Source organism: Acinetobacter sp. YH12145, from assembly GCF_013418335.1.
GTDB lineage: Bacteria > Pseudomonadota > Gammaproteobacteria > Pseudomonadales > Moraxellaceae > Acinetobacter > Acinetobacter amyesii.
In genome coordinates this window covers 110,579-126,255 of the sequence record NZ_VPCE01000007.1, presented here as the reverse complement: position 1 = coordinate 126,255, position 15,677 = coordinate 110,579, and the positions used below count along the sequence as shown (strand labels likewise).

Sequence of the window (15,677 nt, the reverse complement as noted above, 5' to 3'; positions counted from 1 at the left end):
CTTTTCTAAATCTTTTATAGCGCGTATAGCTTTAAATTTTGGATAACTGCGGAATTAAAAATACTTTGGCTGTATAAAGCAAAGTTGGATACACGACGACGTCATTTGCAACTGTCTGAGGCAAGACGCCATTAATCTCTAATGTTTCTGCGACCTGTAAATCAATAAATATTTGATGACGAGTTTTGCAAATGACAATGGTTTTGGTTACTTTTGCCGAAACAAAAGTAACGAGATGAACTACTGTCAACAAAGTTATTCTCGATCAGACTCCTTCGTAGAAGCCAGAATAAGCAGTTTTAATAAATAACTATTTAGGCTGCATACGAATCGCGCCATCAAGACGAATCACTTCGCCATTGAGATAGGCATTTTCAAAAATATGTGTCACTAATTTTGCAAACTCTTGTGGTTTTGCTAAACGTGGTGGGAAAGGCACCATTTGCCCCAAAGCATCTTGTACATTTTGTGCTAAGCCTTTGAGCATCGGCGTTTCCATAATACCCGGAGCAATGGTCATCACACGGATTGATTCACGTGCAAGCTCACGTGCAAGAGGTAATGTCATTGCAACCACTGCCCCTTTGGATGCTGCATAAGCCGACTGACCAATTTGACCATCGAAAGCCGCAACCGACGCCGTATTCACAATCACCCCACGCTCTTCTTCACCCGCTTTTAATTCATATTTAGCAATCAGTTGTGCCGCATAGCGCAGCATATTGAATGTACCTGAAACATTTATATTTAATACTTTTTGGAACATCGCCAAATCATGTAATCCGTCACGACCTAAAACTTTTGCAGAGGGTGCGATACCTGCGCAGTTCACTAAGCCATTAAGTTGACCAAATTCCGCTTCAACTTGTGCAAAGAAAGCGCCGACCGCTTGTTCATCGGTAACATCCAATTGAACAAATTTGGCATGATCACCCAGTTGACGTTGCATCGCTTCGCCATGCTCATGATTCATATCCACAATAATCACTTTGGCACCCAAGCCAATCAGATGTGTTGCTGTCGCAGCGCCTAGTCCTGATGCACCACCTGTCACAACAAAAACTTTTCCTTTAATGTCCATAGCATTTCCCTATTTACGATATCTTGTTTTAAATTCGACTTAAGATGCAGAGTAAACAGAGAATTTATTCAGTACAATTTCCAAATGTTGCATCTTTTCTGATGTATTTGGACAATTCTGAACAAGGACCTATCCGCACATATGCCGAAGCATGGACTCGAATACAGTAAAGGGACGATTTCTATCGACTTGGTGCATGAAGCATTACACGATGCGCAAAAAAAGCACTTTGATATTTCTGCTATTTTACAAAAGGCGGGTATACCCTCAGAGTTACTGCTATCGCGTAAAACCAGAGTTTCTGTATCACAATATGCGGCTTTATGGACTCATCTTGCAGATGTGATGGATGATGAATTTTTTGGCATGGATCGGCATGCCATGCGACGTGGCAGTTTTAAGCTACTGTCGAAAATGGTCATGCATAACAGCACCTTGGGTGATGCACTCAAGCAAATCCTACAATTTTTAAATCTGGTTTTAGATGACTTGCATAGTGATTTAACTATTGAAGATCACTTTGCTTATATCGTGATCTATGACCAACATGCGCCTAAACGCATGTTCAGCTATGCCACATATTTAATGCTCATCCATACGCTACTGTGCTGGCTAAGTGGTCAACGGATTTTATTAAACCAAATCCAATTTAAATGTGATGCACCACTTGATGATCACGACTATAAAGTCCGCTTCTGTGAAAATATTCATTACCAAGCCAGTCAAAACTATATACAGCTCGATGCCAGTTATTTAAGCCTGCCAATCAAACAAGATACACGTTCGTGGTATCAATTCTTACAACAAACACCTGAAAACCTCTTGGTGCGCTTTAAAAACCCGTATGCACTTAGCAGCCAAATTCGTAAACAACTGTTAGACGTTCCTCCTGCTGAATGGTTAGAGTTTTATGAGTTGGCGGTCAAAATGAATATGTCGGAAGCCACGATGCATCGCCGTCTTAAAAGTGAAGGTGTGAGTTATCAACAACTCAAAAATGATATCCGACGAGATACCGCCATCGATTTTTTAACCCATACCGATAAAAGCTTGCAAGATATCAGTGAAGAACTGAATTTTCATGATCCGAGTGCTTTCCATCGGGCTTTTAAAAAATGGACAGGCGTCAGTCCCGGTGCGTATCGACAAAATAATGCGCCTGAATTCAAGGCCTAAAATTTGATATTCACTATTTATAAATTCAATATTCATCTAATTAATAGAAAATCAATAACTTAAAAACATTCAATAAATAGACTGACCATTCATCCTTGAGTGATTGCTACTTTAGTCTAATTAGGTTATTTTTCACTCAATTTAAAGCGCTTTGCTTATTTATTTTCCAATTCTCCTGCATCTCCTTGAAAGGCTTTCCTATGCTTAAGATGATTGATGTTCTTGAACAACAACTTGTTCAAAACTTTTCAGATTCTCTTTTCACTCAGATTGACGCAATTGATGACCTGTTTCATGAACAGCTTAAAACTGTCGCAGATATCGATTTGCAAAATTTAATCTCACAATTTTTTAGCACTGAAAATGCAGTTGAAGTTGCTCATGCGCTGGATATTCAAGCGGATGACATTGAAGCAATTCAAGCGGGTGCAAATCTAAAAGATGAAAATTTAGTGAGTGCAACTGCAAAAATTATTGCTTACTGTCTTGCAGTAGAAACAGCAGCTTTAGAACAAGTTGAAGTTTTCGATAGCTTACAAGATTACCCAATGTAAGTATTGATCACATATAAAAAGCAGCGAAAGCTGCTTTTTTATTGGAAAAGTTATTTTAAGTCTGTAATTCACTATAATTTTTGAATATTCTTTACACTAAAATATCTAAGCATTTTTCATGCAAGTTTACACATTAATTTATATAACGAAATTTCATCACAATTAAATCCAATAAAGTATTTTAAATCAAATACCTATATTTGATTTATACGCTTATCTCGATTTCTATTATTCTTAGCATTTATTCTGTTTTGTTTCTGAAATATTTCCGTCGTATCTATGTGCTCATAATTCAACACTTGATTGTGAACGATATGACTTCCCTATTTAAAAGCTCAAAACTAATTTTTTCTACGCTGACATTCAGCCTATTCAGTAGCTCTATCTTTGCTGCTATTCCTTCGACACTTAAACTGGATTATGCCTACTATGCACCGACCAGTTTAGTGGTGAAGGAACAAAAACTCTTAGAAAAAGCATTACCCAAAACACAAATTAAATGGGTCTTTAGCCAAGGTAGTAATCGCTCACTCGAATATCTGAATAGTGGCAGTGTGGATTTTGCCTCAACGGCAGGACTCGCAGCCGTTTTGAGTCGTGCCAATGGCAGTCCGATTAAAACCGTATATATCCAGTCACAGCCTGAATGGACGGCATTGCTTGTGGCAAAAAACTCTCCGATTAAAAGTCTGAAAGACCTCAAAGGCAAAAAAATTGCAGCGACCAAAGGAACCGATCCATTCATGTTTACTTTGCAGTCGTTGGAAACAGTCGGCCTCAATAAACGTGATGTGCAATTGGTACATTTACAACATCCTGATGGAAAAACAGCTTTAGAAAGTGGTCAAGTCGATGCATGGGCGGGATTAGATCCACTCATGGCATCGGCACAGGTACAATCAGGCGCGCGTTTGCTTTATCGAAATGTGGGTTTTAACAGCTATAGCGTTTTAAGTACCAAACAACAATTTAGCCAGCAAAGTCCTGAAGCTGTTGAAGCTGTGATTAAAGCCTATGAACAAGCACGACAATGGGCCAAAGCCAATCCAGATAAATTAGCCCAATTATTGGCACGTGAGTCCAAGCTTCCATTGGCTGTTGCCAAGCTCCAGTTGAGTCGTACCAACTTTAATCAAAATATCCCAACAGCTAAACATATTGCTGCTTTAAAGAAATCTGGCACGATTTTGACTGAGGAAGATTTAGTTCGTAAAGGAACCAATGTCAATCAAGTCATTGACCAACTTTTTGATGCACGTTATGCGAAAAAGGTTGTGAAATAACATGTCATCATCACTAACTCAACCCAAAATCGATACAGCGGTTTCGACCGCTTCCGATTCATCAAACCATATAAAACCCAAGTTGATCTTGATTTTAAAAGGTCTTGCTCTACCTGTGGTTTTATTGCTGCTATGTGAAATCTTGGTCAAAAATGGTGTTATCGAACCGTATCTACTCCCCGCTCCGAGTAGTCTTTGGCAGTCATTTATAGAGTTATCTGAAGGTGAACTTTGGCAGCATATCTGGACTAGTACTTGGCGGGTATTTTTAGGCTTTTTTATTGGTAGCGGACTTGCTCTGATTTTTGCACTCTTGGTCGGTTTGAACAAACAAGCCGAAGCATTTTTGGAACCTACATTTTCAGCAATTAAATCTATCCCTAGTTTGGCATGGATTCCCTTACTGCTCTTATGGTTAGGTATTGATGAATCATCAAAAATCACCCTCATTGCCATAGGTGCTTTTTTCCCGACCTATACAAATACCGTTGCAGCAATTCAAGGTGTAGACCGAAAACTCATTGAAGTTGCTCAAGTTTATCGTTTGAAATATTTCAGGCAGATTCGTGAGATTATTTTACCTGCAGCATCACCGGGTATACTTACAGGCTTACGCAATAGTTTAAGTTTGGCGTGGATGTTTATGATTGCAGCAGAGCTGATTGCAGCCACGCAAGGTATTGGCTATTTGCTCAGTGATGGTCGTGAAACCTCACGTCCAGATATCGTAATTATTGCCATTATTCTATTGGCGCTCTTAGGGAAAATCACCGATAGCCTGATGAAATATCTAGAACAATATGTATTGCGTTGGCGTGATGTGGTGAAGTAACGTATTTTTCCACACTTGCAAATGCACACATGCAAATATTCACATGTGAATTGAAAAAAAAATAAAATAAAGCGCATTCAATGCGCTTTATTTTTGACTATTTCTCTAACACCAAATCAGTGTTGCCACTGGCCTAAACTGACACGGTCATTGCCACCATAATCTTTTACAGTCCGAACATTTCGATACCCAGCTTGTAAGAACAAATGTCTGACCGCTTCCCCTTGGTCATAACCATGTTCGAGCACCACCCAACCATTCACGGTTAAATGTTTTTTGGCTTGAAGAATGATTTGCTCAAGATCTGCAAGCCCATGATTATCTGCAACCAAAGCACGTTCAGGCTCTGTTGCCAAATCCTTCATGTGTACATCATCAGCATCGATATACGGCGGATTTGACACAATTACATCAAAGAAAGCACGACCAAAGGGTTTCAACCAAGAACCTAAGACAAACTGCACATGTTCAAGATCATGCTTTTTGGCATTAAATTCAGCAACTTCCAATGTAGGTTCGTAAATATCCGAAGCCACAATTGACCAATCTGGACGTTCACTGGCTAATGACAAGGCTACAGCACCAGTTCCTGTTCCTAAATCCACCACACGAGCATCTTCAGGAAGTTCTAAACGCAGTACAGTTTCAACGAGTACTTCCGTATCAGGACGTGGCACCAAAGTGTCTTTAGTCACTTTTAAGTCTAGCGTCCAAAATGGCTGAGAACCTGTGACATAAGCCAAAGGCTCACCTGCTGCAATACGTGCAAGTGATGCGACATATTGTTGTTCTTGCTCAGCTGTTAATTCTTGATCCTTTTTCATGATTAAATCAAAAGAATCAATCTTGGTGATATGCTCTAACAACCACGCATTTTCCTGACGTTCATAACTTTCAGGTTCCCCACGATAGGCCAAAGCCTCTGCAATATTCATTAGCCACCATTCTGCTGTGCTAATAACGCCAACTGATCGGCTTGATATTCACGATGCAAACTATCTAGCAGTTCAGTCAAATCACCTTCCATCACAGCATCTAACTTATACAAAGTTAAATTAATACGATGATCAGTCATACGGCCTTGTGGATAGTTATAGGTACGAATACGCTCAGAACGGTCACCAGAACCCACCAAGTCACGTCGCATTTCAGATGTCGCTGCATCTGCCGCCGCACGTTTGGCATTTTCTAAACGAGAAACTAATAACGCCATCGCTTTGGCTTTGTTTTTATGTTGTGAACGTTCATCCTGACATTCTACAACTGTACCCGTTGGTATATGGGTAATACGCACCGCAGAGTCAGTTTTGTTAATGTGCTGACCACCCGCACCAGATGCACGATAGGTATCGATACGTAATTCTGAAGGATTAATTTCAACACTTGTGTCTACATCAATTTCCGGCAAAATCGCAACAGTACATGCCGAAGTATGAACACGACCTTGTGACTCTGTTGCAGGAACACGCTGTACACGATGTGCACCACTTTCAAATTTCAAACGACCATATACGCCTTCACCATTGATGAGGCAAATCACTTCTTTATAACCGCCATGTTCGCCGTCATTTTCAGACAACACTTCAATACGCCAACCTTGTGATTCAGCATATTTACTGTACATTCGATACAAGTCACCAGAGAAAATTGCAGCTTCGTCACCACCTGTTCCGGCACGAATTTCTAAATAAGCAGAGTTCGCATCATTCGGATCTTTTGGAATCATCAGAATGTTTAAGTCTGCTTCAAGCTGACCGATCAAAGCTTTATTTTCTTTGATTTCCTCAACGGCCATTTCTTTAAAATCTGGATCCGTCATCATTACTTCAGCAGTCTCAATATCTTCTTCTGCTTGACGGTATTTTTTCCAAACTTCAGTGATTTCAGATAAATCACTATGCTCACGTGACAACTGACGGAAACGTTTGTTGTCTGAAATGACTTCTACATCTGCGAGTAATGCATTTAATTCTTCGTGACGGTCAGAGAGCTGATCTAATCGTAAACGTAACGATTCTTTCATTTTTCAAAAAATCTCAATACACAGGCTCTACCGCTAAACTTTCACGGATATGCCAAAATTCAAAATAATGGGGCTAGTGTACCGATAATGGGTCTGAAATGACATATATATTGTTTTTTGGCCTATCAATGACCCTAAATATCAAAGTGTGAACTTCATCACTCCTACCTTTCTCCACAAAGTCGTACAGATTTTCTGCATTCGACCATTTTTTTCACAATATTAATAAAACTTATACAAACTAGACACTCAAATCACCAAATAAAGAGAAAGCTCTCCATATTTATAGCGAATAGTTTTGTTACATTTACTGCCATCGACATGATTAAGAAAAGTCCTCGCGTTTATGAAGGACATGGAGTGAACTATGAAACTGAATACTCTTTTAATGACAGCCACTCTAGCAACTGCTTCTATGTTCACTGTATCTGCAAATGCAGATAGTACAACTCGCGTTGCTGCAGCTAGTGCATTAGGTAGTGTTGCAGGTACTGCAATTGGTAAAAACATGGGCGGTAATACCGGCGCTACAATTGGTGCCGCTCTTGGTGGTGCTGGTGGTGCTGCAGTAGCAAGTAATAAACGTAACCGTACAGAATCTGCTATCGGCGGTGCTTTAGGTGGTGGTACAGGTTATACCGTTGGTAAAAGCATGGGCGGTACAAACGGTGGTTACATCGGCTCTGCACTAGGTGCTGCTGGTGGTGCTGCTCTAGGTAATAAAATCTCTAAAGACAAAGCTTACGACAAACAGCAAGAACGTAAATACAAAAAACGTTACCGTCGTCGTCACTAATTCAAAATTAGTGAGTCCTTATTGAATAGTGAAAATAGCACCTTCGGGTGCTTTTTTTATGTATCGCCTTTTTGCAAATGATAAATACAACTTTATTTATTGCACCTCAAATATGTAGAGTTGATCCACTCTATCCATGTAATCAATCATGTAGAAATAAAGTGCAAAATTTACATTGCAGCAACGGAATACGTATTTTATTTCACATTACGCTCCAAATATTCGCTATGTGTTTTCATATATTGATATCAACAGATAAACATCATGCTTCGTAAGGAGTTTAAAAATGAAAATTAATAAAATTCTATTCAGTGCAGCAATTGCCGCTTCAGCACTTACTATGACTGCAACACATGCAGGTAATAGCACCAATACTGCATTAACATCTGCTTTAGGTGGTGTTGTTGGTGCAGCAATCGGTAACCAAGTTGGCGGCCAAACTGGCGCAATGATTGGTTCAGCAATTGGTGGCGGTGCAGGTGCAGCAGCATCGGCAAACAAACGTGACCGTAATGGTGCCATCATCGGTGGTGCACTTGGTGGCGCAGGTGGTTATACCGTAGGTAAAAACATGGGCGGCACAAACGGTGGTTATATCGGTGCTGCACTTGGTTCAGCTGGTGGTTCTGCACTAGGTAAAAAAGTGTCTGAAGACCGTCGCTATGATGACCGTTATAATGGTCGTTATGATGATCGCTATGACCGTCGTTATAACAACCGTGGCTATCGTACCAATAATTATAGCTACAACGACCGAGGCTACCGTGGAGACAATGGTCGTCACTTAGGTTGGTACAAAAACGGTAAACGTTAATCGATATATTTCAATGGAAAAAAATCAGCACCTTCGGGTGCTTTTTTTGTATATAAAAAAAGTTTAGATATATCTAAAGTTGTCTTTTTACACCGCCCCACACCATATCGAATTTATTCGATATACATTCAGCTTTTTATATCGTATTATTTCGATATAAAGATCTCTGAGAGAAAACATGCGTACTCTAGCCGATACAAAATTTTCAATACTTGAACTCGCACCTGTTCGAGATGATAAAACCATCGAATTTTCACTCAAACATGCACTCCAGTTAGCACAGAAAGCAGAACAACTTGGCTATGAGCGTCTATGGTTAGCCGAACACCACAATATGGACGGCATCGCAAGTTCTGCAACTGCGGTTTTACTCGGTTATCTCCTAGCAAATACACAATCTATCAAGCTCGGTTCAGGCGGGATTATGTTGCCTAACCATGCGCCGTTGGTTGTCGCTGAACAATTTGGCACGCTTGAAACGCTATATCCTGGCCGCATTGAACTCGGCTTAGGTCGGGCACCAGGTACCGACCAAACCACCATGCGCGCTTTACGCCGTGGCCGTCAGGAAACCGAAGATCAATTTCCACAAGATGTCCTTGAGATATTGCAATACTTTAAAGCACCTGAGCCACAGCAGCGCATCATTGCTACACCGGGACAAAATACACATGTTCCTGTATGGCTTTTAGGTTCAAGTCTGTTCAGTGCACAACTCGCTGCACGTTTAGGTCTACCCTATTCTTTTGCTTCACATTTCGCACCACGCATGCTTGGACAAGCAATTCAGCTATATCGTGAGAATTTCCAAGCATCCGAATATTTAGATCAACCTTATGTCTCTATGGGCGTACCAACGGTTGTTGCTGAAACAGATGAAGAAGCAGAATATCTGGCAACAAGTGCTTACCAACGGGTTTTAGGTTTAATGCGCGGTCAAAGTTTAAAACTCAAAGCTCCAGTCGACAGTATGCAAGGCTTATGGTCTGCTGCAGAGAAAATGTCTGTTGATAATTTCTACGCTATGGGACAAGTCGGTTCAAATGCAACCATTCGAGCAGGTTTAGAAAACCTACTCACCAAATATGACGTTGATGAATTTATTTTCACCTGCGACATTTACGATACCGATAAGCGCATTGAAAACTTCGAGCGTTTAATGCAAATCAAAAATGATCTCGCTTAAGACTCTAAACTTAATGATCTAATCCAAGCGTTTAATCCGTCTAAAGGTAGAATTGTGATTGCGTCTTTTGTGGCTCTTTAGACGGATAGCAGTCAACAGATAATATGGTTTCGGCTAACAACGACCAAACCTGTACTTAAAAACCATCATTGCCTCAACGAAATAATTGCTTTACTCATTTTTATTGCTGTATAAATATTAAACATAAGCAAAACAAAGAGAAAAATAAGCAGATGAGCCAATATATTAATAAACCCACACCCGCATTTATCGCAGCAAGTTGGTGTGCACTGATCTTAGGCGCTGTGGTGTTTTGCATAGGTTTATTCAATGCAAATATGATGTTGAATGAAAAAGGCTTTTATCTCATTTTATTGCTTTATGGATTATTTTCATCGGTTTCACTACAAAAAATCATTCGTGACCGTTTAGAAGGAATGCATGTCACTGCAATCTACTTTGGACTGTGCTGGGCATCCGTCATTATTTGCCTCGTACTTCTTGCCATTGGTCTATGGAATGCTGAACTGGCATTAAGTGAAAAAGGTTTTTACATGATGGCTTTCCTAATGAGTCTGTTTGGTGCAGTTGCTGTACAAAAAAATATTCGTGATATGGACTATTTACGTACACATACCGACCAACCCGAACTTAAACATTCAACCACGAGTCAGCTTGACTATAACTCATCAGATGATGAACCACTTTAAAACTCACAAAATTTATAGATCTCAAAAGCTGTTCATGCAGGTCGCTCATTGTTTTATCGATCTGCTTGAGCGGTTAATGAACTACAACGCATAAAAAAATCAGTTCACTCCTAGAAATGTATAAATGACAAGGGCCAAGCAAATCAATTCTACACAAATTGCATGACTCTTCAGACTGAAATAACGCTTTACGCCAAGTGGCTCATCACAGAATATATTCTTATCTAAGACTCAACTAAAAAAACAAAAGATAAGGAATAAATATGGCCAACAAGCAGGATGCAACCCACCATATTTTTAATAATCATCTAGAGGATTTTGAACACTTTCGTGGAACGATCATCGGTTCAGAACAGATCAAAGATTATGATTTTAAGAATCAAAAAATCGCCATTATTGGGATAGATCAGCATGTGGTCTCTGAACTACATCATCTATGTCAGGTTGCAGATAACATCATGGTCTATCAAATCAAACCGCAATTTGTCTTACCACGCACCGAACGTCTACTGAATAAATTAATCCAGCACCCACTGATTGCAAAAAATCGACGTTTATTTAGCAATCGTATTAAGAGTATTTTGGCGATTCGGTTTTTAGAAGATCAAGTGCCGAACCATTGGTTAAGACATTTACTCAGTCCAAATACCGCAATTCAGAACAAAACCTTCCTAAAATCTGATCATTATTATGCAGCATTACAGCAGCCAAACTGCATCTTAAACACTTGGCCAATTGCAAAAATTCAGAGTAATTCAATCACGGCTTTAGATGAGCATACGTTTGAGTGTGATGTCATTGTGCGCAGCGAATCTAACCAGCCTAAAGAAAAGTAATTACAATGAAATGATTTTCACATAACATTTACTATAATTTATCCGATTAATCAAAAATCACAATATCAAAAGCCATCTCTGGCGGCTTTTGGTAGCTCCCCTACTATATTGGATACTTTCATTCGATAAGGCTAAGGATTCTTAAAAATCCATAAATGAAAATAGCTTTAATCGTGCTACATGCTTTTTCAGCTCTCAGACTTAAATCATGCTTCCGACCTGCACCAGCAGCTACAGCGAGTTTATAGACGTGCAATTTTGAATAGTTATGATCAATTCTTCATGAAAATTTTATTTCAAACTAATAAATTTTCAGTCGCTTAATTTTGTCTTACACAACTCTTTTAATCCCTAACTATAAGTTGGAAAATTTATACCGATGCTCATGTTCAGCCAACATTTACTTATGCTCTAATCTATATTCAATAGGAAAATAACAGCTAAAAATCCAATTTTAATATTACTTCATATCAGCTTTTAAAGCCTAAATGTTATCAATTTGAATATTTTTCACTCACATCAATTAAATAAATGGTGCCATTTCTTTATATTTAGCACCCAAAAGCAACTGTTTGATTATTTTTTATTCTATTTTCTGCCTATTTTTTTAGCATTTAAATCAGTATTTTTGAAAAATTGATTAAATATTAAACCATATCAGCTAAATCTTGTATTTACACAACTCATATCAAGTGGATTATTCAGGCTTAATTCATAGATAAAAATACAGCAAAACACAGATTTTTATAAAAGATTTGTGCTGTCAATTTGGCCATATTTTATAAATTTTTAGGCAAAGAAATTTATCGAATTGGTACACAAATGAATGCAAAAATTGCTTAAAAATTTAAGTCTAAATATTGAGGAAAATTTTCATCAATATCTTAAATATTTATCATTCATTAAAAGTATAACAAACCAGAAATTAATACTATTTTTATATAATTTATACGGTAATTTATTATTATCAGAAGAGCCACCAAAGTGGCTCAATTTACACTTAACCAATGCGACGCTTCAGTCCGGTCATTTGTAAAACACGTGTTGAAATTTCTTCAATCGACATTTCAGACACGTTTAAGTATTTGATTCCTTCAGAAATATAAATACCTTCAATCGCACGTAGTTCCATCTGGCACTGACTAAAACTTGCATAACGACTATTGGCCTTACGCTCTGAACGAATTGCTACAAGGCGCTCTGCATCAATCATCAAGCCAAACAACTTATGTTTGTGCTCACGTAAAACTGCAGGTAAACGGTTGTCATCCAAATCTTCTTCTGTCAAAGGATAATTAGCTACACGAATACCAAATTGCAAAGAGAGGTAGATGGAAGTTGGTGTTTTACCCGAACGTGATACCCCGATTAAAATCAAATCAGCTTTATCATAATGACGAGTACGTGCCCCATCATCGTTATCTAAAGCAAAATGCACCGCATCAATACGTGCTTTATAAGACTCAGAATCTGTTACTGCATGGGTCTGACCGACTAAAGTCGTAGGAGCTGTACCCAACTCGTCCGACAATTTACTAATAAGCCCTTCAAAAACATCAAGATTTATTGCATTTGCAGTATTAATAATATCACGTACATACGGGTCTACAAGGGTATCAAACACCAAAGGCTTTTGACCGTCTTGCTGCGCTCTAAGATTGATCTCTGCAACCACATTTGTAGCTGCTTCTTCAGAGGTAATATATGGAATAATATGAATGTCAAAATCTACATGAGGGAACTGGGCTAACAGTGAGTGTCCAAGGGTTTCTGCAGTAATCGCGGTACCATCCGAAACAAAGAAAACACTACGCTGAATCTGTTTACCTTCTGACATTAAAATTCTCCTCCAAAATTTGTCTTAGTGCTATATAATCTTTATAGTAAACCATCTTACATGACTGTCACTTAGTAAATTTAGAATGCTAAGTAATTTGTTATAATTTCATGCCAAGATAGTGATTAATACTGCAAAAGTGGAGTAACAACTTTGGAAGCGCGCGTAATTGGTCTAGAAAAATTAGGGAAACACGACGTAGAACTCGTGGGTGGTAAAAACTCATCATTAGGTGAAATGATCAGCCATCTAGCAAATGCTGGTGTATCTGTTCCTGGTGGTTTTGCTACTACAGCTCAAGCATATCGTGAATTCCTCGAGCAAAGTGGCCTAAACGCTAAAATTAACGCTGAACTTGCTGCACTCAATGTTGACGATGTAAATGCACTTGCTGAAACTGGTGCAAAAATCCGTCAATGGATTGTAGACACTCCGCTTACAGCTGAACTTGAAACAGAAATTCGTGAGGCTTTCACAGCTCTTTCAAACGGCAACCCTGATATCGCGGTTGCCGTTCGCTCATCTGCAACAGCAGAAGACTTACCAGATGCTTCATTTGCTGGCCAACAAGAAACTTTCTTGAACATCCGTGGTATCGACAACGTCCTTATTGCGATTAAAGAAGTATTTGCTTCACTTTATAACGACCGCGCAATTTCTTACCGTGTACACCAAAACTTCGCACATGACGTCGTTGCGTTATCTGCAGGTGTTCAACGCATGGTTCGCTCTGAAACAGGTGCAGCTGGTGTAATGTTTACACTAGATACAGAATCTGGTTTCCGCGACGCAGTTTTCATCACAGCTTCTTATGGCTTGGGTGAAATGGTTGTACAAGGTGCTGTAAACCCTGACGAATTCTATGTATCTAAACCACTTTTAAATGCAGGCAAACACGCTGTATTACGTCGTAACCTTGGTTCTAAACACCAAAAAATGATTTATGGTGAAGAAGGTGCTGCAGGTAAGTCAGTGGTTGTTGTAGACGTTGAAAAAGCAGATCGTCAACAATTCGCTTTAAATGACCACGAACTTCAAGAACTTGCTAAACAAGCATTGATCATTGAAAACCATTACGGTTCAGCAATGGACATCGAATGGGCGAAAGATGGCGATGATGGCCAAATCTATATCGTTCAAGCACGTCCTGAAACTGTGAAGAGCCGCCAAAACGTGGGCACAATGGAGCGTTACCTGCTTAAGCAAAAAGGTAATGTGATTTGTGAAGGTCGTTCAATCGGTCAACGTATTGGTTCTGGTCGCGTTCGTATCGTGACTTCGATCAAAGAAATGGACAAAGTTCAAGACGGCGACGTACTTGTATCTGACATGACTGACCCAGATTGGGAACCAGTAATGAAACGTGCAGCTGCGATTGTCACTAACCGTGGTGGCCGTACTTGTCACGCTGCGATTATTGCACGCGAGCTTGGTGTTCCTGCAATCGTAGGTTGTGGTAATGCGACTGAAGTATTGACTGACGGTCAAGAAGTGACTGTTTCTTGTGCTGAAGGTGACACAGGCTTTATTTACGAAGGTGCTTTGGACTTTGAAATCCAACGCAATTCTATCGAATCTATGCCTAAACTTCCGTTCAAAATTATGATGAACGTAGGTAACCCTGACCGCGCATTTGACTTTGCTCAAATTCCTAACGAAGGTGTTGGTCTTGCTCGTCTTGAGTTCATCATCAACCGTATGATCGGCGTGCATCCTAAAGCATTGCTTAATATTGACAGCCTACCACGTGAAACTCGTGCTGCTGTAATGTCACGTACTGCGGGTTATGCATCTCCTATCGAATTCTATGTTGAAAAACTAGTTGAAGGTATTTCTACACTTGCTGCAGCGTTTGCTGACAAACCAGTGATTGTTCGTATGTCTGACTTTAAGTCAAACGAATATGCAAACTTAATCGGTGGTAAGTTATACGAACCTGAAGAAGAAAACCCAATGCTTGGCTTCCGTGGTGCAAGCCGTTATGTGTCTGACAATTTCCGTGACTGCTTCGAACTTGAATGCCGCGCACTGAAAAAAGCACGTGACGAAATGGGCTTAACTAACATTCAAATCATGATTCCTTTCGTACGTACTGTTGCTGAAGCGAAACGTGTTATTGAATTGTTAGCGCTTAACGGTCTTAAACGTGGTGAAAACGGTCTTAAAGTGATCATGATGTGTGAACTTCCAACTAACGCATTATTGGCTGAACAGTTCCTTGAACACTTCGACGGTTTCTCTATCGGTTCTAACGACTTAACTCAGTTAACACTCGGTCTAGACCGTGACTCTGGTATCGTTTCTCACCTATTTGATGAACGTGATCCAGCCGTTAAAGCACTTCTTTCTATGGCAATCCATGCTTGTCGTAAAGCTGGCAAATACGTAGGTATTTGTGGTCAAGGCCCTTCAGATCACCCTGACCTAGCTAAATGGTTAATGGAACAAGGTATTGAGTCTGTTTCGCTTAACCCAGACTCAGTATTAGACACTTGGTTCTTCCTTTCTGAAGAAAAAGCTCAACAAGCTTAATAAACTGTGTTAAAAAA

15 protein-coding genes are annotated in these 15,677 nt (G+C 39.5%); 10 read left to right on the top strand and 5 right to left on the bottom strand.

Annotated features, from left to right (window positions below; genetic code table 11):
• Positions 1 to 31: 31 nt before the first annotated feature.
• Both FTU80_RS09240 and FTU80_RS09235 read right to left on the bottom strand, forming a co-directional pair.
• Complete coding sequence (locus FTU80_RS09240; RefSeq protein WP_180004948.1) at positions 32 to 253, bottom strand: hypothetical protein; 222 nt, start codon at positions 251 to 253, stop codon at positions 32 to 34.
• A gap of 57 nt (positions 254 to 310) precedes the next feature.
• Entirely contained in the window at positions 311 to 1,081 is a 771-nt protein-coding gene (locus FTU80_RS09235; protein WP_078188564.1) for a 3-hydroxyacyl-CoA dehydrogenase, read from the bottom strand.
• A gap of 141 nt (positions 1,082 to 1,222) precedes the next feature.
• On the opposite strand from FTU80_RS09235, the gene FTU80_RS09230 reads away from it, so the two are divergent.
• The 4 genes from FTU80_RS09230 (at position 1,223) to FTU80_RS09215 (ending at position 4,926) form a co-directional block, all read left to right on the top strand.
• Complete coding sequence (locus tag FTU80_RS09230) at positions 1,223 to 2,257, top strand: AraC family transcriptional regulator (RefSeq protein ID WP_180084828.1); 1,035 nt, start codon at positions 1,223 to 1,225, stop codon at positions 2,255 to 2,257.
• 200 nt (positions 2,258 to 2,457) lie between these two features.
• Positions 2,458 to 2,811 carry a hypothetical protein gene (locus FTU80_RS09225; RefSeq protein ID WP_111884287.1) on the top strand — a complete coding sequence of 118 codons (354 nt, stop codon included), beginning with the start codon at positions 2,458 to 2,460 and terminating at the stop codon, positions 2,809 to 2,811.
• 314 nt (positions 2,812 to 3,125) lie between these two features.
• Complete coding sequence (locus tag FTU80_RS09220) at positions 3,126 to 4,094, top strand: aliphatic sulfonate ABC transporter substrate-binding protein (protein ID WP_180084827.1); 969 nt, start codon at positions 3,126 to 3,128, stop codon at positions 4,092 to 4,094.
• A gap of 70 nt (positions 4,095 to 4,164) precedes the next feature.
• Entirely contained in the window at positions 4,165 to 4,926 is a 762-nt protein-coding gene (locus tag FTU80_RS09215; RefSeq protein WP_373685204.1) for an ABC transporter permease, read from the top strand.
• 116 nt (positions 4,927 to 5,042) lie between these two features.
• Here the strand turns inward: FTU80_RS09215 and prmC are convergent, their stop codons facing one another.
• Both prmC and prfA read right to left on the bottom strand, forming a co-directional pair.
• Entirely contained in the window at positions 5,043 to 5,861 is an 819-nt protein-coding gene (prmC, locus tag FTU80_RS09210) for a peptide chain release factor N(5)-glutamine methyltransferase (protein WP_180084825.1), read from the bottom strand.
• Positions 5,861 to 6,949, bottom strand: a complete 1,089-nt coding sequence (gene prfA, locus FTU80_RS09205) for a peptide chain release factor 1 (RefSeq protein WP_078188570.1) — start codon at positions 6,947 to 6,949, stop codon at positions 5,861 to 5,863. The genes prmC and prfA overlap by 1 nt, the downstream gene beginning before the upstream one ends.
• Before the next feature lie 367 nt (positions 6,950 to 7,316).
• On the opposite strand from prfA, the gene FTU80_RS09200 reads away from it, so the two are divergent.
• The 5 genes from FTU80_RS09200 to FTU80_RS09180 all read left to right on the top strand — a co-directional run bounded on the left by FTU80_RS09200 (position 7,317) and on the right by FTU80_RS09180 (position 11,291).
• Positions 7,317 to 7,745, top strand: coding sequence for a glycine zipper domain-containing protein (locus tag FTU80_RS09200; protein ID WP_078188571.1), 429 nt, complete (start codon positions 7,317 to 7,319; stop codon positions 7,743 to 7,745).
• Positions 7,746 to 8,031: 286 nt separating this feature from the next.
• Complete coding sequence (locus FTU80_RS09195) at positions 8,032 to 8,559, top strand: hypothetical protein (protein WP_168377731.1); 528 nt, start codon at positions 8,032 to 8,034, stop codon at positions 8,557 to 8,559.
• Positions 8,560 to 8,737: 178 nt separating this feature from the next.
• The gene (locus FTU80_RS09190; protein ID WP_180084824.1) at positions 8,738 to 9,745 is read left to right on the top strand and encodes an LLM class flavin-dependent oxidoreductase; all 1,008 of its coding nucleotides are present in this window, start codon (positions 8,738 to 8,740) and stop codon (positions 9,743 to 9,745) included.
• Between the two features lie 233 nt (positions 9,746 to 9,978).
• On the top strand, positions 9,979 to 10,455 hold the full coding sequence (yiaA, locus tag FTU80_RS09185) for an inner membrane protein YiaA (protein ID WP_180007913.1): 477 nt from the start codon (positions 9,979 to 9,981) through the stop codon (positions 10,453 to 10,455).
• Positions 10,456 to 10,718: 263 nt separating this feature from the next.
• Positions 10,719 to 11,291: a flavoprotein gene (locus tag FTU80_RS09180; protein ID WP_180084823.1), complete on the top strand. Its 573-nt coding sequence runs from the start codon at positions 10,719 to 10,721 to the stop codon at positions 11,289 to 11,291.
• Positions 11,292 to 12,291: 1,000 nt separating this feature from the next.
• Here FTU80_RS09180 and FTU80_RS09175 read toward each other — a convergent pair.
• On the bottom strand, positions 12,292 to 13,128 hold the full coding sequence (locus FTU80_RS09175; RefSeq protein WP_078193964.1) for a pyruvate, water dikinase regulatory protein: 837 nt from the start codon (positions 13,126 to 13,128) through the stop codon (positions 12,292 to 12,294).
• 153 nt (positions 13,129 to 13,281) lie between these two features.
• Between FTU80_RS09175 and ppsA the strand changes: the two genes are divergently transcribed.
• The gene (gene ppsA, locus FTU80_RS09170; protein WP_111884281.1) at positions 13,282 to 15,660 is read left to right on the top strand and encodes a phosphoenolpyruvate synthase; all 2,379 of its coding nucleotides are present in this window, start codon (positions 13,282 to 13,284) and stop codon (positions 15,658 to 15,660) included.
• Positions 15,661 to 15,677 lie beyond the last annotated feature (17 nt).

What these genes read in the sequence shown, in the direction of transcription:
- FTU80_RS09220 (WP_180084827.1), top strand. Translation starts at nt 3,126, where the DNA reads ATGACTTCCCTATTTAAAAGCTCAAAACTAATTTTTTCTACGCTGACA.
- yiaA (WP_180007913.1), top strand. Translation starts at nt 9,979, where the DNA reads ATGAGCCAATATATTAATAAACCCACACCCGCATTTATCGCAGCAAGT.
- FTU80_RS09180 (WP_180084823.1), top strand. Translation starts at nt 10,719, where the DNA reads ATGGCCAACAAGCAGGATGCAACCCACCATATTTTTAATAATCATCTA.
- FTU80_RS09175 (WP_078193964.1), bottom strand. Translation starts at nt 13,128, where the DNA reads ATGTCAGAAGGTAAACAGATTCAGCGTAGTGTTTTCTTTGTTTCGGAT.
- FTU80_RS09190 (WP_180084824.1), top strand. Translation starts at nt 8,738, where the DNA reads ATGCGTACTCTAGCCGATACAAAATTTTCAATACTTGAACTCGCACCT.
- FTU80_RS09235 (WP_078188564.1), bottom strand. Translation starts at nt 1,081, where the DNA reads ATGGACATTAAAGGAAAAGTTTTTGTTGTGACAGGTGGTGCATCAGGA.
- prmC (WP_180084825.1), bottom strand. Translation starts at nt 5,861, where the DNA reads ATGAATATTGCAGAGGCTTTGGCCTATCGTGGGGAACCTGAAAGTTAT.
- FTU80_RS09200 (WP_078188571.1), top strand. Translation starts at nt 7,317, where the DNA reads ATGAAACTGAATACTCTTTTAATGACAGCCACTCTAGCAACTGCTTCT.
- FTU80_RS09230 (WP_180084828.1), top strand. Translation starts at nt 1,223, where the DNA reads ATGCCGAAGCATGGACTCGAATACAGTAAAGGGACGATTTCTATCGAC.
- prfA (WP_078188570.1), bottom strand. Translation starts at nt 6,949, where the DNA reads ATGAAAGAATCGTTACGTTTACGATTAGATCAGCTCTCTGACCGTCAC.
- FTU80_RS09195 (WP_168377731.1), top strand. Translation starts at nt 8,032, where the DNA reads ATGAAAATTAATAAAATTCTATTCAGTGCAGCAATTGCCGCTTCAGCA.
- FTU80_RS09225 (WP_111884287.1), top strand. Translation starts at nt 2,458, where the DNA reads ATGCTTAAGATGATTGATGTTCTTGAACAACAACTTGTTCAAAACTTT.